We start from the raw sequence: 19578 nt of genomic DNA, 5'->3' as shown, positions 1-19578 counted from the left end.
AATCGTGGAACAGTTTTTTGCCATTATCGGGATTTTGTTGAGCCTGGGATCAAGGTGTCGAGAAGATTTTAGCAGTACAATGTGTAGAAATTAAGGTGAGCCTAAGTTGCGGGTGTAATACTCGGGGCGAACTCAATAAGCGGTTCCACAGGAATACCTATGGCTGTTATACAAAATATTGTCGAGGCGCTTTGGCATCACGATTTTGCCGCGCTGGCCGACCCCCATGTGATTGGCATTGTCTATTGCGTTATGTTTGCGACGCTGTTCCTGGAAAATGGGCTACTTCCTGCTTCATTTTTGCCGGGCGATAGCCTGTTGCTGCTCGCGGGAGCGCTGATCGCCAAAGGCGTGATGGGCTTTGTACCGACGCTAGTGATTTTAACCATCGCAGCCAGTTTGGGCTGCTGGCTTAGCTATTTACAAGGGCGCTGGCTCGGCAATACCCGCACGGTTAAAGGCTGGCTGAAACAGCTGCCAACCCAGTACCACCAGCGCGCCACGCAAATGTTTGACCGCCACGGTTTACTGGCGCTGCTCGCGGGCCGCTTCCTGGCCTTTGTTCGTACTCTGCTGCCTACCATGGCGGGGATTTCCGGCCTCAGCAACCGCCGTTTTCAGTTCTTTAACTGGCTAAGCGGCCTGCTGTGGGTCGGCGTTGTGATTAGCCTGGGCTACGCGCTCAGCATGATCCCCTTTGTTAAGCGCCATGAAGATCAGGTGATGACCTTCCTGATGATTTTGCCGGTTGCTCTGCTGATTGTGGGCCTGGTCGGCACGGTGTTTGTGGTGCTGAAAAAAAAGGTTAGCGCCGCGTAACCCTGCTTGATGAAGAAAGAGCGGATAAGCCCGACTTATTCGCTCTTCGCTTTTGCCTCATTAAATAACCCGCATCCGCGCCATATCTTCCCCCGGCGTCACGCCAAAATAGCGTTTAAACTCCCGGCTAAACTGAGACGCGCTCTCGTAGCCCACGCGGATAGCCGCCGCGCTTGCCTTCATACCGTCATGCAGCATTAACATTCTTGCCTTATGCAGACGGTAAGTTTTCAGGTATTGCAGCGGCGACGTGCTGGTCACCGACTTGAAGTTGTGATGAAACGCAGAAACGCTCATGTTAGCCTCGGCTGCCAGCTGGTCCACCGACAAGTTTTCGGTGTACTGGTTTTCAATCCGGCGCAGCACGCGGCTGATCAGGCTAAAATGCGTCTGGCGGCTTACCAGCGCCAGTAGCGCCCCGCCGCTTGGGCCCGTCAAAACGTGATAAAGGATCTCACGGATAATCTGCTTGCCCAGGACTCGGGCATCGAGAGGCCTCTCTAATACATCCAGCAATCGCTCTGCAGCGCAAAGAATTTCTTCCGACAGTTCGGCAGAATTTATCCCGTCGGTACAGGACTGCGGACGGAAGAGATCGTCTTCTCCGATGTCCATCAGCAAATCCTGCAGTTGCTGGATATCCACTTTCACACGCATCCCGGCGAGTGGTACGTCTGCCGTCGCAAAAGTTTCGCACTCGAAGGGTAAAGGCACCGTCAGCAGCAGGTATTCATTGGCGTCATAGCGGAATACGCGGTCATTAAGATAACCTGTTTTATGACCCGAAAAGAGAAAAACAATGCCCGGCTCGTACATGACCGGGGTACGCGCCATCGGTTTGGTGCCGTACATCAGCCGTACGCCATCAAAAAATACATCACTCTTTTCTTTTAAAATCAGCTGATTGATTTTATCCGTCAGCTGCTGGCAGATAGCCTGGCGGTTCATTTCTTACGTCTCCACGGCGCTTTTTATCCGGCTTACAGTGTGCGATGGATTCTGCGATTTCTCCAGTCATTTGGAGAAACAGGCAAGATAAAGGCAGGAATATGCATTGAGAGAGGCAGCGTGGCGGACCACAATAGGCACCATCAGATTTAGCAATGTGACTCATCTAACGAACGGGAAACCCATCATGAATAACTTCAATCTTCATACCCCAACCCGCATCCTGTTTGGTAAAGGCTCCCTGGCAGAACTGCGTGACCAGATCCCAGCCGACGCTCGCGTACTGATTACCTACGGCGGCGGCAGCGTGATTAAAACTGGCGTACTGGACCAGGTTAAAGACGCGCTGAAAGGCCTCGACGTGCTGGAGTTTGGCGGCATCGAACCTAACCCGTCTTACGAAACGCTGATGAAAGCCGTAGAGATTGCGCGTAAAGAAAACGTGACTTTCCTGCTGGCAGTCGGCGGTGGCTCCGTGCTCGACGGCACTAAATTTATCGCCGCTGCGGCGCACTATCCGCAGGATATCGATCCGTGGAACATTCTGCTGACCCGCGGTAGCGACGTGAAAAGCGCGTTCCCAATGGGTTCCGTGCTGACGCTGCCGGCCACCGGCTCCGAATCTAACAAAGGCGCAGTGGTTTCCCGCCGCTCTACCGGCGACAAACAGGCGTTCATGTCTGACTTCGTACAGCCTGTCTTTGCGGTTCTGGATCCGGTTTACACCTACACCCTGCCGCCTAAACAGGTTGCTAACGGCGTGGTGGATGCCTTTGTTCACACCATCGAGCAGTACCTGACCTACCCGGTCAACGCCAAAGTGCAGGATCGTTTTGCGGAAGGCATTCTGCTGACGCTGATCGAAGACGGCCCGAAAGCGCTGAAAGATCCTGAAAACTATGACGTGCGTGCGAACGTGATGTGGGCTGCAACAATGGCGCTGAACGGCCTGATCGGGGCTGGCGTGCCGCAGGACTGGGCGACCCACATGCTGGGCCACGAACTGACCGCGATGCACGGCCTGGATCACGCTCAAACGCTGGCGGTGGTTCTGCCTTCGCTGATGAATGAAAAGCGTAACGAGAAGCACGCCAAACTGCTGCAATACGCAGAACGCGTCTGGAACATCACCTCCGGCAGCGAAGAAGAGCGTATTGATGCGGCCATCGAAGCAACCCGCAATTTCTTCGAGAAAATGGGCACCGCGACTCGCCTGTCCGCCTACGGCCTGGACGGCAGCTCCATCCCTGCTCTGCTGGTGAAACTGGAAGAAAAAGGCATGACTAAGCTGGGCGAACATCAGGACATTACGCTGGACGTTAGCCGCCGCATTTACGAAGCCGCGCGCTAAGAGAATCCAGGTTAGCGATTTGATCGCCTGAGTTTCGACTAGACTTAATACAAAACTTACACCGGGCTTGCCCGGTGTTTTTCGCACTATTAAGGAGGTACGCATGACTCATCCAACCTTAATCAAGCTCCAGGATGGCAACGTAATGCCGCAGCTTGGGCTCGGTGTCTGGCAGGCCAGCAACGACCAGGTCAGAACGGCCATTGAGAAAGCCCTGGAAGTGGGATACCGCTCGATTGATACCGCCGCCGCCTACAAAAACGAGGACGGCGTAGGTGCCGCGCTGAAAAGCGCAGGCATTGCGCGTGACGATCTGTTTATTACCACCAAACTCTGGAACAGCGACCAGCAGCGGCCCCGCCAGGCGCTGGAAGACAGCCTTGAAAAACTGCAGCTTGATTATGTCGATCTCTACCTGCTGCACTGGCCGGTGCCGAGTAAAGATCATTATCTCGAAGCCTGGAAAGGGCTGATTGAGCTGCAAAAAGAGGGACTGGCGAAGAGTATTGGGGTGTGTAACTTCAATCTTAATCACCTCCAGCGGCTGATCGACGAAACCGGCGTTAGCCCGGTGATCAACCAGATTGAGCTGCACCCTCTGCTGCAACAGCGCCAGCTCCACGCCTGGAACGCGACCCACAAAATCCAGACCGAGTCCTGGAGCCCGCTGGCCCAGGGCGGTGAAGGCGTGTTTGATCAGAAAATCATTCGTGATTTAGCGGACAAATACGGCAAAACCCCGGCTCAGGTGGTGATTCGCTGGCACCTCGATAGCGGGCTGGTGGTTATCCCTAAATCGGTCACGCCTGCCCGTATTGCTGAAAACTTTGACGTGTTCGACTTCCGCCTGGACAAAGAAGAACTGGCTGAAATTGCGAAGCTCGACAGCGGCAAACGCCTTGGGCCAGACCCGGACGTGTTTGTCGGCTAAATCCGGCTTCTCTTTTCGTCCCCAAAACCACCTTTGCCTTCACCCGCAGGGTGGTTTTTTATTTCCCGAACACCCCCTGCCCCAGCGCTTTCTACGTGTAACACATCTGTTTGATCGTCGCGTGAATTTTCACGGCGTTCATTATTTGTTCTTTTAGCCGTAATCAAAAAGTCACACAACACCACGATAAATAGGGCCAGCTTCGCTAACTCATTTGGAATGGTTATGAACAGATCCCTTGCCGTAGTTACCAACTCTGACCTGGAGTCACTGCCGCAGTTTGCGCCCGCGGCGGGGCGTAAAGTCCTGAGCGTTAAGAGTCTGAGTAAGGCCTATAACGCACACCAGACCGTGCTGCACGACATTAACTTCGACCTGCATGCCGGTGAACTGGTGGGCGTGATTGGCCGTTCAGGCGCAGGTAAATCTACGCTGCTGCATATTCTTAACGGTACGCATTCTGCCACGTCGGGCGAGATCCTCAGCTTTCCGGAAGTCGGGATGCCGCACGATGTGTCTAAACTCAGCGGTCGCGCTCTGAACCAGTGGCGCACCGAATGCGGCATGATCTTCCAGGACTTCTGCCTGGTGCCAAGACTGGACGTGCTGACTAACGTCCTGCTGGGTCGCCTGAGCCAGACCTCCACGCTGAAATCCCTGTTTAAGGTTTTCCCTGAAGCAGACCGCGCCCGCGCTATTTCGCTTCTGGAGTGGATGAACATGCTGCCCCACGCCCTGCAGCGCGCCGAGAACCTTTCCGGCGGCCAGATGCAGCGCGTCGCTATTTGCCGCGCGCTGATGCAAAACCCAAGCATTCTGCTGGCCGATGAGCCGGTGGCTTCACTCGACCCGAAAAATACCCAACGCATCATGAAAGTGCTGCGTGAAGTGTGTGAGCAAGGCATCAGCGTGATGGTGAACCTGCATTCCATCGAGCTGGTGAAAGAGTACTGCACCCGCGTTATCGGGGTTGCAAAAGGAAATATCGTGTTTGACGGTCATCCGTCGATGTTAACGGACGACGTGCTGCATCTCTTGTACGGCGATGAAATCAATCAAGTGCATTAATTCTCTCTCCAATTGATACAACACAGGCAATGATAATGAAAAAGCAACTGACTGGCGCATTACGTTTATCCGCAGTGATTACTGGCCTTGTGATTGCAGGCCACGCTATGGCTGCTGACCAGCCGCGCGAACTGAACCTCGGGATCCTCGGCGGGCAGAATGCGACCCAGCAAATTGGTGATAACCAGTGTGTGAAGCAGTTCATGGATAAAGAACTGAATGTCGACACTAAACTGCGTAACTCTTCTGACTACTCTGGCGTTATTCAGGGCCTGATCGGCGGTAAAGTCGACCTGGTGCTGAGCATGTCTCCTTCTTCCTACGCTTCGGTGTACATGAACGACCCGAAAGCGGTGGATATCGTCGGCATCGCGGTTGACGATAAAGATCAGTCCCGCGGCTACCACTCCGTAGTGATCGTGAAAGCCGACAGTCCGTACAAAACCATCGAAGATCTGAAAGGCAAATCCTTCGGCTTCGCGGATCCGGACTCCACCTCTGGCTATCTGATCCCGAACCACGAGTTCAAACAGAAACTCGGCGGCACCGCGGACAACAAATACAACAACTTCTTCTCCAGCGTCACCTTCTCCGGCGGCCACGAACAGGACATCCTGGGCGTGCTGAACGGCCAGTTTGCTGGCGCGGTGACCTGGGCTTCCATGGTTGGCGACTATAACGACGGCTACACCGCCGGGGCGTTTAACCGCCTGATCCGTATGGATCACCCTGACCTGATGAAGCAGATCCGCATCATCTGGACCTCACCACTGATCCCGAACGGCCCGATCCTGGTCAGCAACAAGCTGCCAGCTGACTTCAAGGCCAAAGTGGTGGATGCGGTGAAAAAACTGGATAAAGAAGATCACGGCTGCTTTGTGAAGGCGATGGGCGGCACCCAGCACATCGGCCCGGCGTCAGTGGCTGACTTCCAGCAGATTATCGACATGAAGCGTGAGCTGGTTAGCGCTCGCTAATTGACGCCCACCGCATAAAAATCGCACCCCGGCAGCCTGCCTGGGTGCTTTTTTATCAGGACGGGGCAACCCGTCACCGGAAACAAACCGGATAATAAGTGATGATGTTGAATACGGAATTTGAGCGTTACTATCACCAGGTCAGAATGCGCCAGAAGCGCGACACCCTGATTTGGTCCCTGCTGCTGGTAGGCCTGTATCTTACCGCCGGTCATATCGCAGAGTTCAGCCTGACCACCATCTGGCAATCGCTGCCAAACTTCCTCGACTACATGTTCGAAACCCTGCCGACGCTGCACCTCCCGGTTCTGCTGGCCGACGTCCACACCAAAGGCTCGCTGGCCTACTGGGGATACCGCCTGCCGATTCAGCTGCCGCTGATTTGGGAAACGCTGCAGCTGGCACTGGCGTCGACGCTGATTTCGACCTGCATTGCCGCTGTGCTGGCATTTTTGGCCGCCGGTAATACCTGGACACCGCCCGCCGTGCGCTTCGGCGTTCGTGCTTCAGTTGCCTTCCTGAGAACGATGCCGGAGCTGGCATGGGCGGTGATGTTCGTGATGGCCTTTGGTATTGGCGCTATTCCGGGGTTTCTGGCGCTGGCCCTGCACACCATTGGCAGCCTGACCAAGCTGTTTTACGAAGCCATCGAAAGCGCGTCCGACAAACCTGTGCGCGGCCTGGTGGCCTGCGGTGCCACGCCACTTCAGCGCGTGCGCTTCGCTCTGTGGCCGCAGGTGAAACCGATCTTCCTGTCCTACAGCTTTATGCGCTTTGAAATTAACTTCCGTTCCTCCACCATTCTCGGCCTCGTTGGCGCGGGCGGGATCGGCCAGGAGCTGATGACCAACATTAAACTCGACCGCTACGACCAGGTCAGCATCACGCTGCTGCTGATTATCGTGGTGGTTTCCATCCTCGATGTCCTGTCCGGCAGGCTGCGCCGCTGGGTTCTGGAGGGGAAAAAATGAGCATTTCACAGGCAACACCGGATATCGCTAAAAGCCGCGAGCAGCACCGCGAACTTTACCGGATGCAGGGACGATATCTGCGTCACATCGGCCTGCTGGCCGCCGCCATCCTAGGCTACTACGTCTGGTTTTTCTTCACTTTCGGCATCGACTCCGGGCAAATCCTGACCGGCATCGCTCAGCTCGGGCGCTATTTCCTGCGCATGTTTGTCTGGCATGACTTTGTTAACTGGCCGTTCGCCTATTACTTCTCGCAAATCGCTATTACGCTCGCCATTGTCTTTGCCGGGACGCTAACCGCCACTGTGCTGGCGCTGCTGCTGTCGTTCTTTGCCGCCCGCAATATCATGCAGGGCCCGGTGGCAAGGGTCATTGCGCTGCTGGTTCGCCGCCTGTTCGACCTGCTGCGCGGCGTGGATATGGCAATCTGGGGGCTAATATTTGTGCGCGCCGTGGGGCTTGGCCCGCTGGCTGGCGTACTGGCAATTATCATGCAGGATACCGGCTTACTGGGCAGGCTGTATGCCGAGGGGCACGAAGCGGTAGAACGCTCTCCGAGCCGGGGATTAACCGCCGTGGGCGCGGCGGGCATTCAGAAGCACCGCTTCGGGATCTTCACCCAGTCGTTCCCAGCGTTTCTCTCCCTCAGCCTGTATCAGATTGAGTCCAACACCCGTTCAGCGGCGGTGCTGGGTTTTGTCGGCGCGGGCGGTGTCGGCCTGGTTTATGCCGAGAACATGCGGCTGTGGAACTGGGACGTGGTGATGTTTATCACCCTGATTCTGGTCTGCGTGGTAATGGCGATGGATGCTATTTCTGCCTGGCTGCGCCGCCGCTATATCACCGGGAAGCCGGTGCCGCTGTATTCTCCGCAATAACGCCTAAACGGGGCACGGTTTTCGCCATGCCCCGGTTCCGCTATAAAGACCAACTCAGCGTTTGCCAGCCGTAGCGAGCGCCCTGCGCCGCAAGCTTCTGGCAAGGATTTACCATCAGCACTTTGTCGGCCTCAAGGCAGAGCGGTAGGTCGTTAATAGAGTCGGTATAAAACGTCAGTTCTCCGCTGTATTCGGGGTTCACCGTCAGCCACTCCTTCAGACGGGTAATTTTACCTGTCTGATAGCTCGGCACACCGCTTATCACGCTGGTGTAGGCGTTATTGCCGGTCACCAGGTCGATACCGATGGCGTGTTCAATGCCCAGCCGCGGCGCAATGGCCTTCACCAGCAGGCTGACCGACGCAGAGATGATCATCATCTGCTGGCCCTGAGCGTGTAATTGCTCAATCAGGCGCTTCGCCTCCGGGTAAACCAGCGGCAGTACATCATTTTCTACGCAGCGAGCCACCAGCGTATCGACATCGGCAACTGTCATGCCGGCCAGCGGGGCCAGCGTGACGCCAACGTATTCGTGAATGTTCATTTCGCCACGCTGGTAGTCGAGCATCAGCTTGTGCTCTTTGGCCAGATAATCAGGGTCTTTGATCAGCCCTTCGCGAGAAAGAAAGCGGCTCCAGAGAGTGCTGCAATCGGCGTCAATCAGGGTGTGGTCGAGGTCAAAAACGTACAGCGGGTTAGACATGTTCATTTCTCATTTCAGCAAAGAGGCCGCCGGGCAGCTTAGCACCAGACCCGACGGGCAGGGATTCCCACTTCTCTTTGTCGCAGAAAAAAATGACAGCGGCATGAAAGCACGCGTTACTTCACATGCGGCTTCCTCTTTCCTGCTGCTGCCGGACGGCGCTGGTGCGCAAGCGGGGTATGTTTCGTCAGCGCCGGGCGGGCGTGACGAGCATGCCTGCGGGCCTCACGCATCTCTTCCAGGGTCGGGGCAGGCACCAGGCATTCACGTCTGCCGCCAATCAGGTGCTTTTTCCCCATCGCCTCCAGCGCCTCACGGATCAGCGTCCAGTTAGCCGGGTCGTGATAGCGCAGCAGAGCTTTATGAAGGCGGCGCTGGCGGTCACCGCGAGGCACGACGATATCCTCGCTTTTGTAGTTCACCTTACTCAGCGGATTTTTGCCCGTGTAATACATGGTGGTTGAGTTAGCCAGCGGCGACGGATAGAAGTTCTGAACCTGATCGAGGCGGAACCGGTGCTGCTTCAGCCACAGCGCCAGGTTCACCATGTCCTCATCACGCGTCCCAGGGTGCGCGGAGATAAAGTATGGGATCAGATACTGCTCTTTGCCAGCCTGCTTCGAATAGGTATCGAACAGCTCTTTAAAGCGATGATAGCTGCCCATCCCCGGCTTCATCATCTTCGACAACGGCCCTTCTTCGGTATGCTCCGGGGCAATTTTGAGATAACCGCCCACGTGGTAAGTGGCCAGCTCTTTGATGTAACGCGGATCGGCAACCGCCAGATCGTAACGCACGCCGGAGGCAATCAAGATCTTCTTCACGCCCTGCAGATCGCGGGCACGGCGGTAGAGATCGATGGTCGGCTGATGGTTGGTGTCCATATGCTGGCAAATTTCCGGGTAAACGCACGACAGGCGACGGCAGGTTTGCTCCGCGCGCGGCGACTTACAGCGCAGCATATACATATTGGCCGTTGGGCCACCGAGATCGGACACTACGCCGGTAAAACCCGGCACGCTGTCGCGCATCGCTTCGATTTCGCTGATGATGGAATCTTCGGATCGGCTCTGAATAATGCGGCCTTCATGCTCGGTGATGGAGCAGAAAGAGCAGCCGCCGAAGCAGCCGCGCATAATGTTCACCGAGAAGCGGATCATCTCATAGGCCGGAATGCGGGCCTTGCCGTAGGAAGGATGAGGCACACGCTGGTAAGGGAGCGCGAACACGCTATCCATCTCTTCGGTAGAAAGCGGGATTGCCGGAGGGTTGATCCAGATATAGCGATCGCCGTGCTTTTGCATCAGCGCTCGGGCACAACCGGGGTTAGTTTCATGATGCAGGATCCGCGAAGCGTGGGCATACATCACCTTATCGGCCTTCACCTTCTCAAAGGACGGCAGCAGAACATAGGTCTTTTCCCACGGCTTTGGTCGCGGGGGCTGCACGGTTACAGCTTTGGTTTCATCCGCCTTCTTGTCCTTCGGTTTATTGCCGTCGGCACAGGGGAGATCGTCCCCGTAAGGATGCGGAATGGGGTCGATTTTTCCTGGCGTATCAAGCCGGGTGGAATCGACGCCAGCCCAGCCGGGCATCGCTTCTTTGCGCATGATGGCGGTATTACGCACGTCGCAAATGTCAGCGATCCCTTCTCCGTTAGCCAGACGATGCGCCACTTCCACCAGCGGACGTTCACCATTGCCGAAGATCAGCATATCGGCTTTGGCATCAACCAAAATCGAGCGGCGCACGGTATCAGACCAGTAATCATAATGCGCGGTACGGCGCAGGCTGGCCTCGATGCCGCCGAGGATCACCGGCACATCACGCCACGCTTCTTTGCAGCGCTGGGTGTAAACCAGAGAAGCACGATCGGGGCGCTTGCCTGCCACGTTATCCGGCGTGTAGGCATCGTCGTGGCGCAGCTTGCGGTCCGCCGTGTAGCGGTTAATCATCGAATCCATGTTCCCGGCGGTCACGCCAAAGAACAGGTTCGGCTTGCCGAGGCGCATAAAGTCCTGTTTAGAATACCAGTCCGGCTGAGCAATGATACCGACACGGAAACCCTGCGCCTCTAACATACGGCCACAGATGGCCATCCCAAAGCTGGGGTGATCCACGTAGGCATCGCCGGTGACCAGAATGATGTCGCAGCTGTCCCAGCCGAGTTCGTCCATCTCCGCGCGAGACATGGGTAAAAACGGTGCCGGACCAAAACAGGCGGCCCAGTATTGAGGCCATGAAAAGAGTTCGCGTTCCGGCTGGATCAGGCTTTTGACGCTCATAATATTTCCGAAGAGATGATGTAGAAATGAACAAAAGGGCGGCGATTATACGCCTATTAGCAGTAATCTTTGAAGGGTTATTCGGTGTTTTACGGCCCTCTCCCCAAAGGGGCGAGGGGAAAAAGACTCTGCGTAGAGTCCCATGCTATCCCTTCTCCCTTGTAGGGAGAGGGTTAGGGTGAGGGTAAAAACTAGGGTGTGGGCTGAACCAATAGCTGACCGATAGAGCCGCGATCGGCAAGCTCCAGCGTCTGGCTGGAATAGAGGAACGGGAAATGCTCCCAGGAAGGCTGCCCAAAGTAGACCAGCAGCTCAACCTGCCCGTCTATCCACACGGTATCCTTCCAGCCGCGATCTTCCCCGAACGGCGAAGCCCCGTTGACGTTGCGCACCAGGAAACTGACGCCCTCAATGTGGAAAGACTGCGGCGTATCAGCGCGCACCGTCCAGCGTTCCCAGGTGCCCTGCTGAGTCTGAATATCAATCCGCTTCATATCCCACAGCTGGCCGTTAATGCCCGGATCGTCACCGAGAGTGATTTCACGGCTGCGCGTTGGGTTACCGCCGATAATCTCTTCCGGCAGAAGGCGCATTGGCAGCGTGTCGGTCACCAGCGGCAGCAGCCCGGTAGGACGCAGCGTTAACACCAGCGTGGAAATCAAAATGCTCGACGGCTCAAAGAAACCACGAATGCGATCCATGATCCCCGCCGCTTCACCGGCGGTAATCGAGACCTCTTTGCCTTCGGTCATGTCGATAAGAATTTCTCGCCGCTCTCCCGGCGCCAGCGACAGCTGCTTGACCGAAACGGGTGCCGGCAGAAACCCCTGATCGCTGGAAATCACCGCGATGGAGCGACCATCGCTCATTTGCAGCTGGTAGCGACGCGAGTTTGAGGCGTTCAACAAACGCAGGCGCACCCAACCACGGGACACTTCCACGTACGGGCTTTGCACCCCGTTCACCAGCAGCGTATCGCCAACAAAACCGCCGCTACCGGGCTCCTGATACTCTGGCGCACCGAAGTTGTCGAGTCGCTTGTCCTGGATGATAATCGGGAAGTCATCCACGCCGTAATGGTTAGGGATTGGCAGAGATTTGCTGACTTCATCCTCAATTAACCACATCCCCGCGAGGCCGTTGTAAACCTGCCTTGCGGTGCGATTCGGCGTGTTGGCGTGATACCACAGCGTAGCGGCTCGCTGGCGAATGGGTAAAACGGGCGCCCAGTCTACGTTCGGCGACATCATACGTGCGGCCCCGCCAATCAGCGGACCCGGCACCTGCAGGCCAGCAATCGTCATCGCAACATTTTCCTGCAGACGGTTGCTGTAGATCATCTTCACGTCATCCCCGCTCCAGACGCGAATGGTTGGCCCCATATAGCGCCCGTTAAAGCCCCAAACGGGTGCCTTCGCGCCGCCGGTAAATGACCAGTGAGCGCGCTGCAGCGTCAGGAATAAGGGCTGGCCGCGACGAGATTCAAGCAGAGGGGGAACAGGTAAAGGCTGCTGCTGCCCTGCCGCGTTTGCCCTCAGCGGCACCGAGCCGGCACAAAGCGCAACTCCGGATGCCTGAATAAACTGACGCCGACTGAGTGACATAATTGCTCCATGTAAAACTGAATAACGAAAGGCGATACAAACCGTACCGCCAAAGGCGGCATTTAACTCGCCTGATTCTTTTCAACTTTGCCGGCGGCTTCACGCGCGGCAACTTCTTGATTGAGTTCGTCGATTTTGGCCATCATCAGTTCACGACAGTCAGTGGCCAGCTTACGGACCTGATCTTTCCCATAAGCGCTGGTATCAATTGGCGGCAGCATTTCGACGATGACCAACCCGTTGTTCCAACGGTTTAGCTTAATTTTATTACTGGTATTGGAAACGCACACCGGAATAATCGGCACGCCCGCGGCAATCGCGGCATGAAACGCCCCGGTTTTAAACGGCAGCAGGCCTCGACCACGGCTGCGGGTCCCTTCCGGGAACATCCAGATAGAAACATTACGTTTGCGAATCTGCTCGACAACCTGGGAGATAGTACCGTGGGCTTTTGCCCGGTTATCCCGGTCAATCAACAGGTTGCCCGTAAGCCAGTAAAGCTGGCCAAAAAACGGGATCCACACCAGGCTTTTTTTACCAACCGTTACCGTCGGCGGCTGCACGATACTCGAGGCCGTCACCATATCGTAGTTGTTTTGATGGTTACCGATGTAAATCGCGGTGGGATGGTTTTCTGCCCCGGCAGGTAAGCGGGTTTCAACCTTGAGACCGAATACCGGCGCCAGACGCCCGAAAAGGTGCCCAAAAGTTGCCACATGGCGCGGATTACGTGGGCTAAACAGACAATAAATTGAACCAAAGATGCATACCAGGATGCAGTAAATAACGACAATAATAAAACGTACAATCGCTAGCATAACTACCTCATGAGCCGAAGCCGTTGATAAGTATATCGGCTTTAGCGTAAAACACACCGGACGACGGCAACGCTGCCGCCGTACCCCGGATTATTCTTCGCTGTCTCCAGCTCCAGCCCGCATTGGGGAATCGACGTCCACGCGGTCGATACGCTGCAGGCCACGCATCAGCGTCCCGCGGCGGCCTCTCTCGCCGGTAATTTTCTGCAGCTCTTCAGGGCGCAGCTTAATTTTACGCTTCCCGACGTGCAGCGTCAGCGTACTCTGCGGCGGCAAGATAAACAGATGTGCCAGCTTGTCTTCACCTTTCGCCGCTTCGGCTGCCGGGATAGAGATAATTTTATTGCCCTTGCCTTTCGACAGTTCCGGCAGGTCACTCACCGGGAACATCAGCATGCGCCCGGCGGCGGTGATCGCCAACAGCATGTCGTCTGCGCTGTGAATTTCCAGCGGAGGGAGGACGCGGGCGTTATCCGGAAGGGAAATCAGCGTTTTACCTGCGCGGTTGCGTGAAACAACGTCGTTAAAGGTACAGACGAAGCCATAGCCTGCGTCCGAAGCCATCAGCAGCTTCTGATCGTCTGCGGCCATCAGCACATAGTCAACCGTCGCACCCGGCGGTGGCGTCAGCTTACCGGTCAGAGGCTCACCCTGACCACGCGCTGACGGCAGCGTGATAGGATCCAGCGCGTAGCTTCGCCCGGTGGAGTCAATGAACGCCACCGGTTGATTGCTCTTACCTTTGGCTGAGCCAAGGTAGCTGTCACCGGCTTTATAGCTCAGGCCCGGCGCGTCAATATCGTGGCCTTTGGCGCTGCGCACCCAGCCCATTTGCGACAGCACAATCGTCACCGGTTCAGACGGCACCATGTCATGCTCGCTCATCGCCTTCGCTTCACCGCGCTCGTGCAGCGGAGAGCGACGGTCGTCCCCGTAGGTATCGGCATCCGACTGCAGCTCTTTTTTCAGCAGCGTGTTCATTTTGCGCTCTGAAGCGAGAATACCCTGCAGCTGATCGCGTTCTTTTTCCAGCTCGTTCTGCTCGCCGCGGATCTTCATCTCTTCCAGTTTGGCGAGGTGACGCAGCTTCAGCTCAAGGATAGCTTCGGCCTGCGTTTCGCTGATATCAAAACGAGACATCAGCACCGGCTTCGGCTCATCCTCGGTACGAATGATATGAATCACTTCGTCGATATTGAGGAACGCTACCAGCAAACCTTCGAGGATATGCAGGCGCTTAAGGACTTTTTCCAGACGATAGTTAAGGCGGCGGCGAACCGTGTCACGACGGTAGACCAGCCATTCGCTGAGGATCTCCAGCAGTTTTTTCACCGCCGGGCGACCGTCCAGGCCAATCATATTCAGGTTAACGCGATAGCTTTTTTCCAAATCGGTGGTCGCGAACAGATGGTTCATTACCTGCTCAACGTCCACGCGATTGGAACGAGGCACAATCACCAGCCGGGTCGGGTTTTCATGATCCGACTCGTCGCGCAGGTCTTCAACCATTGGCAGCTTTTTCGCACGCATCTGGCTGGCAATCTGCTCCAGAACGCGAGCGCCTGACACCTGATGAGGCAGCGCAGTAATCACAACGTCGCCATCTTCTTTGCGCCACACCGCACGCATGCGGATGGAGCCGCGCCCGTTCTGGTAGATTTTGCGAATATCTTCACGCGGCGTGATGATTTCCGCTTCGGTCGGATAATCCGGACCGTGGACGATATCCAGCAGGCTGTCCAGCGTCGTTTTTGGCTGGTCAATCAGCGTTATGGCGGCCTGGGCGACTTCACGCAGGTTATGCGGAGGAATGTCGGTTGCCATGCCCACGGCGATACCGGTTGTCCCGTTAAGCAGGATGTTCGGTAAACGCGCAGGCAGCATTTTTGGCTCCTGCAGCGTTCCGTCAAAGTTCGGGATGTAGTCTACCGTTCCCTGCCCGAGCTCACTGAGCAGCAGCTCCGCGTACTTCGACAGGCGAGATTCGGTATAACGCATGGCAGCAAAGGACTTAGGATCGTCCGGCGCGCCCCAGTTCCCCTGCCCGTCCACCAGCGGATAGCGGTAAGAGAACGGCTGCGCCATCAGCACCATCGCTTCATAACAGGCGCTGTCGCCGTGCGGATGGTATTTACCCAGCACATCACCCACGGTACGGGCTGACTTTTTGAATTTTGCGCTGGCGTTTAGCCCCAGCTCCGACATCGCATATACGATTCGACGCTGAACCGGCTTGAGCCCGTCGCCAATAAACGGCAGGGCGCGGTCCATGATGACGTACATGGAATAGTTGAGATACGCATTTTCCGTGAATTCGTGCAGCGCAAGACGCTCAGCACCATCATGAGTCAAATCACTCATTGCTCATTCATCCTCAAACTGACGAACCGATTGTGGCCACAATCGGCGTAATTGCCGCCGATAGTACCTTATCTGGCCTGTTGAGTCATAGCGATGAATAGCTTTATACGAAGCGGCAGCCCATATGGGCAAGCCGCATTTTCAGCGTTACTTCAGTTTGTTAATTTGCTTTACGTCGATTTCTATCGAGTTCCAGTCTTTATCCACTTTACCCTGAATTTCCACGGTGTCCTGAGGAGTGACCGTTTGGCCGTTCCAACGCTTATGGTCAATGTCTACGTTGATACTGTCGGTTGCATCGCGGAAAATATAATCATCACCACCAATGCGCTGCTCAATTTTACCGGTCAGCGTCACCCAAGTGTCATCAGATAACGTTTTGGCCTGTTTTACCGTGGTTTTACTCCCCGTTGGGCCCACAAAGCCACCCTGCTGTATAGGCTGAGTTTGTATCGAGGCATTAGGATCAACAAACCCGCCGGTCTGAGCAGCAAATAGAGGGGCTGAAGTTAAAGCGATAATGGCAAATAAAGCGGCTGTCTTTTTCATAATGTAATTCTCCTTTCGTTTCTTAGCCCCTAGTAAAGCGCCCAAACCTTAACGAGATCTTAACCCCTCGGCAGGAAGTGTTTTTTTATTACAAATTTGCGGTCTTTGCCGAAGGAGCAGGCTTTTCTTCTGTACACACCAAGACGACAGGTATTTACTGCTCGTCTTAACGGCAGCAACAAGGAGTGCGCCATGCGCCTGTTACTTATTGAGGATGACCCACTAATTGGTGACGGCATTAAAGCCGGATTAATCAAAATGGGGTTTGCAGTTGACTGGTTTAGCGATGGGCCAAAGGGGCAAGCCGCACTTGGCCTGGCCCCCTACGACGCCGTAGTGTTGGATCTCAGTCTCCCGGGCATGGATGGCCTGGATATTCTGCGCGCCTGGCGTAAAGAGGGGCACAGTCAGCCCGTACTGATCCTGACTGCCAGAGACTCGCTGGAAGAGCGCATTGAAGGATTGCAGCTGGGTGCGGACGACTACCTTTGCAAACCATTCGCCCTGACAGAAGTGGCAGTGCGGTTGCAGGTACTCATCCGCCGGGCGCACGGCCACGCGCAGCCAGAGATTACCCACGGAAATGTCGTACTTTCTCCGGCAAACCATACGGTATCTCTCAACGGCGAGCCTCTACAGCTAAAGCCTAAGGAATTCGCTTTACTCGAGTTGCTTATGCGTAATGTCGGGCGTGTTCTGCCACGTACACTGATCGAGGAAAAAATCTATAGCTGGGACGATGAAGTCTCGCGCAACGCCCTTGAAGTTCACATCCATCATCTCCGTAAAAAGCTGGGCAGCGGTTTTATTCGCACCGTACACGGCATCGGCTATACGTTAGGTGAGGCATGCTAAGAACGTTGACCAAAAGCTTACGCACACGCCTGACCGTAGGCTTTATAGTGCTGACCCTTGCAGCAGCAGCCTTTGCCAGTGCCGCCGCTTGGTATGAAGCCCGTAAATCGCTCAACAAGCTCTTCGATACCCAACAACTGCTTTTTGCTAAGCGGCTAAGCGTGCTGGATTTCGATGGCGCAAACAGCGCCGAGCCACAGCTTCCTCGCAGTAAAAACATTCTGAAAAAACATCGCGGTAAGCTCGATGATGACACATTAGCCTTCGCCATTTTTACCGCTGAGGGCAGGCTTGTGCTCAATGACGGCGACAGCGGTAAAGGACTGATCTATTCATGGCATAGGGACGGATTTACTGATGGGCAACTCGATGATGATGACGATCTCTGGCGTCTGGTCTGGCTGACAACGCCTGATGGTCGTTATCGTATCGTGGTCGGTCAGGAGTGGGACTACAGGAACGATATGGCTCTGGATATCGTGTCCGCTCAGCTCACGCCCTGGTTAATAGCACTGCCGCTGATGCTGGTCCTGCTGATTGGGTTAGTCAGCAGAGAGCTGGCACCGCTGCGAAAACTGGCGCAAAAACTACAGCGTCGCCCCCCCGGTGACAACAGCAGACTCGAGACTCAGCCTCTCCCGCTGGAAGTCAGGCCCCTTGTGGATGCCTTAAATCAGCTCTTTGAGCGTACAGAAGCATTTATGCAGCGTGAAAGGCGCTTTACGTCCGATGCCGCCCACGAACTCCGAACCCCGCTTGCGGCCCTGAAGGTACAGGCAGAGGTGGCTCAACTGGCGGAAGATGATGCCCAAGTCAGAGAGCAAGCGCTGAACCAGCTTCATCAGGGCATTGACCGAGCCTCCCGTCTTGTTGAACAGCTGCTGACGCTTTCCCGGCTGGACTCTCTGGCTGAACTGAATGATGTCCAGGACGTGTCACTGCAGACTCTGCTTCAGGAAAGCGTGATGGAAGCCTGGCACGCGGCCCAGCGAGAGCATATTGATATCCACCTGCAGATGCCGGAAAAACCAGTCATCCAGCTCGTTCAGCCACTTCTGCTTGGGTTGATGTTGCGCAATATCATTGATAACGCCGTCCGCTACAGCCCTGCAGGCAGCGTTGTGAACGTCGTACTTAAGGAGAATGAGCTTGAGGTTATCGACAATGGACCGGGCGTGAACCCTGAATATCTTGCCTCTTTGGGGGAACGCTTCTTTCGCCCACCAGGGCAGCTAAAAACCGGCAGCGGGCTGGGGTTGTCAATCGTTAGTCGAATTGCGGCGTTGCACGGTATGCGGGCAACTTTCGGCAACGCAGAAAGCGGTGGTTTTAGGGTTCGCATCCGTTGGAACTGAGAAATTTCAGCCGGATTATTGCTCGTGCAGCAAAAGTCTTTGCACATCCTGGTCATTTTTTCACAGTAAGGTTCTCATTATAATGATTAGCAAACGTAATTATTTAAGGGCTAACAATGAGCAACATCCTGATTATCAACGGCGGTAAAAAATTCGGTCATTCCAACGGCCAGCTTAATGACACCATGACCGAAGTCGCGGAAAGCTATTTGCGCGACCTCGGGCATGATGTCCAGGTCACCCGCGCAGACAGCGAATATGACGTTAAAGCGGAAGTTGAGAAATTCCTTTGGTCAGACAGCATCATCTGGCAGATGCCGGGCTGGTGGATGGGCGCCCCGTGGACGGTCAAAAAGTACATTGACGATGTGTTCACCGAAGGCCACGGTTCGCTGTATGCCAGCGACGGCCGTACCCGTTCAGACGCCTCTAAAAAATATGGTTCCGGCGGCCTGATTCAGGGCAAAACCTACATGATGTCCCTGACCTGGAACGCACCTTTAGAAGCTTTCACCGAAAAAGATCAGTTTTTCCATGGCGTTGGCGTAGACGGTGTTTATCTTCCATTCCACAAGGCTAACCAGTTTCTGGGCATGGAAGGGCTGCCAACCTTTATCGCTAATGACGTCATCAAGGCACCTGATGTGCCACATTATGTAGCAGAATATCGCAAGCATCTGGCTGGTATTTTTGCTTAACTGTTTGCCGGATAACATAAGGAGTTAGTCATGCTGACAGTGATTGCAGAAATTCGTACACGCCCTGGGTCACACCATCGCCAGGCGGTAATTGCAGCGTTTGAGAAAATTATTCCAACCGTGCTGAAGGAAGAAGGCTGCCACGGCTACGCGCCGCTGGTCGATCATAACGCCCAGGTCGCGTTCCAGACTACCGCCCCGGACTCCATCTTCATGCTGGAAAAATGGGAAAGCGTTGCGCATCTGGAAGCCCATCTTGAGACGGCCCACATGAAAGAACATAGCGCCCGCGTGAAAGACGACGTGCTGGAAGTGCATATCCGCATTCTCGAAGAAGCCGTGAAGTAACTGGCGTCTGAGAATGCAAAAAGGGATGGCCTGAGCCATCCCTTTTACGTTTTGGAGAA

Annotated in this window: 18 protein-coding genes; 11 read left to right on the top strand and 7 right to left on the bottom strand. The window is 55.3% G+C overall.

Features of this window, described 5'->3' with window-relative positions; genetic code table 11:
- Positions 1-159 precede the first annotated feature (159 nt).
- Entirely contained in the window at positions 160-819 is a 660-nt protein-coding gene (gene yghB, locus A936_RS19840; protein ID WP_008460953.1) for a DedA family general envelope maintenance protein YghB, read from the top strand.
- A 60-nt stretch (positions 820-879) separates the two neighbouring features.
- Here yghB and A936_RS19835 read toward each other — a convergent pair whose 3' ends face one another.
- On the bottom strand, positions 880-1767 hold the full coding sequence (locus tag A936_RS19835) for an AraC family transcriptional regulator (protein ID WP_008460951.1): 888 nt from the start codon (positions 1765-1767) through the stop codon (positions 880-882).
- Between the two features lie 187 nt (positions 1768-1954).
- On the opposite strand from A936_RS19835, the gene yqhD reads away from it, so the two are divergent.
- From yqhD to phnE (A936_RS19805), 6 genes are all read left to right on the top strand, one after another.
- Entirely contained in the window at positions 1955-3118 is a 1164-nt protein-coding gene (gene yqhD, locus A936_RS19830; protein WP_008460948.1) for an alcohol dehydrogenase, read from the top strand.
- 103 nt (positions 3119-3221) lie between these two features.
- A complete protein-coding gene (gene dkgA, locus A936_RS19825; RefSeq protein WP_008460946.1) occupies positions 3222-4049 on the top strand; it encodes a 2,5-didehydrogluconate reductase DkgA in 828 nt (275 codons plus the stop codon).
- Between the two features lie 225 nt (positions 4050-4274).
- Positions 4275-5117, top strand: coding sequence for a phosphonate ABC transporter ATP-binding protein (gene phnC, locus A936_RS19820; RefSeq protein ID WP_008460944.1), 843 nt, complete (start codon positions 4275-4277; stop codon positions 5115-5117).
- A gap of 35 nt (positions 5118-5152) precedes the next feature.
- The gene (gene phnD / locus A936_RS19815) at positions 5153-6094 is read left to right on the top strand and encodes a phosphonate ABC transporter substrate-binding protein (protein WP_008460942.1); all 942 of its coding nucleotides are present in this window, start codon (positions 5153-5155) and stop codon (positions 6092-6094) included.
- Between the two features lie 101 nt (positions 6095-6195).
- Positions 6196-7065 carry a phosphonate ABC transporter, permease protein PhnE gene (gene phnE / locus A936_RS19810; protein ID WP_034810028.1) on the top strand — a complete coding sequence of 290 codons (870 nt, stop codon included), beginning with the start codon at positions 6196-6198 and terminating at the stop codon, positions 7063-7065.
- Positions 7062-7943, top strand: coding sequence for a phosphonate ABC transporter, permease protein PhnE (gene phnE / locus A936_RS19805; protein WP_008460938.1), 882 nt, complete (start codon positions 7062-7064; stop codon positions 7941-7943). The genes phnE (A936_RS19810) and phnE (A936_RS19805) overlap by 4 nt, the downstream gene beginning before the upstream one ends.
- 40 nt (positions 7944-7983) lie before the next feature.
- On the opposite strand, the gene A936_RS19800 is transcribed toward phnE (A936_RS19805), so the two are convergent.
- The 6 genes from A936_RS19800 to A936_RS19775 form a co-directional block, all read right to left on the bottom strand.
- Entirely contained in the window at positions 7984-8646 is a 663-nt protein-coding gene (locus tag A936_RS19800) for an HAD family hydrolase (protein WP_008460936.1), read from the bottom strand.
- A gap of 116 nt (positions 8647-8762) precedes the next feature.
- On the bottom strand, positions 8763-10931 hold the full coding sequence (locus A936_RS19795) for a YgiQ family radical SAM protein (RefSeq protein WP_008460934.1): 2169 nt from the start codon (positions 10929-10931) through the stop codon (positions 8763-8765).
- Positions 10932-11122: 191 nt separating this feature from the next.
- Positions 11123-12535, bottom strand: a complete 1413-nt coding sequence (gene ftsP / locus A936_RS19790; protein WP_008460932.1) for a cell division protein FtsP — start codon at positions 12533-12535, stop codon at positions 11123-11125.
- Between the two features lie 62 nt (positions 12536-12597).
- Positions 12598-13353 carry a 1-acylglycerol-3-phosphate O-acyltransferase gene (locus A936_RS19785; protein ID WP_008460931.1) on the bottom strand — a complete coding sequence of 252 codons (756 nt, stop codon included), beginning with the start codon at positions 13351-13353 and terminating at the stop codon, positions 12598-12600.
- A 90-nt stretch (positions 13354-13443) separates the two neighbouring features.
- Positions 13444-15714: a DNA topoisomerase IV subunit A gene (gene parC, locus A936_RS19780; protein ID WP_008460930.1), complete on the bottom strand. Its 2271-nt coding sequence runs from the start codon at positions 15712-15714 to the stop codon at positions 13444-13446.
- 147 nt (positions 15715-15861) lie between these two features.
- Positions 15862-16263 (bottom strand): YgiW/YdeI family stress tolerance OB fold protein, encoded by a 402-nt coding sequence (locus A936_RS19775; protein ID WP_008460929.1) that lies wholly within the window; start codon positions 16261-16263, stop codon positions 15862-15864.
- 192 nt (positions 16264-16455) lie between these two features.
- Between A936_RS19775 and qseB the strand changes: the two genes are divergently transcribed.
- The 4 genes from qseB (at position 16456) to A936_RS19755 (ending at position 19519) form a co-directional block, all read left to right on the top strand.
- Entirely contained in the window at positions 16456-17118 is a 663-nt protein-coding gene (gene qseB, locus A936_RS19770) for a quorum sensing response regulator transcription factor QseB (RefSeq protein WP_008460928.1), read from the top strand.
- Positions 17112-18473: a quorum sensing histidine kinase QseC gene (qseC, locus tag A936_RS19765; protein ID WP_034810024.1), complete on the top strand. Its 1362-nt coding sequence runs from the start codon at positions 17112-17114 to the stop codon at positions 18471-18473. The genes qseB and qseC overlap by 7 nt, the downstream gene beginning before the upstream one ends.
- 116 nt (positions 18474-18589) lie before the next feature.
- Positions 18590-19171, top strand: a complete 582-nt coding sequence (locus A936_RS19760; RefSeq protein WP_008460926.1) for an NAD(P)H-dependent oxidoreductase — start codon at positions 18590-18592, stop codon at positions 19169-19171.
- A 30-nt stretch (positions 19172-19201) separates the two neighbouring features.
- Positions 19202-19519 (top strand): putative quinol monooxygenase, encoded by a 318-nt coding sequence (locus A936_RS19755; protein WP_008460925.1) that lies wholly within the window; start codon positions 19202-19204, stop codon positions 19517-19519.
- The last annotated feature ends 59 nt before the right edge of the window (positions 19520-19578 follow it).

Origin of the sequence: Enterobacter sp. Ag1, assembly GCA_000277545.1 — a bacterium.
Classification (GTDB): Bacteria; Pseudomonadota; Gammaproteobacteria; order Enterobacterales; family Enterobacteriaceae; genus Cedecea.
This window is presented reverse-complemented; position numbering and strand designations above follow the sequence as displayed.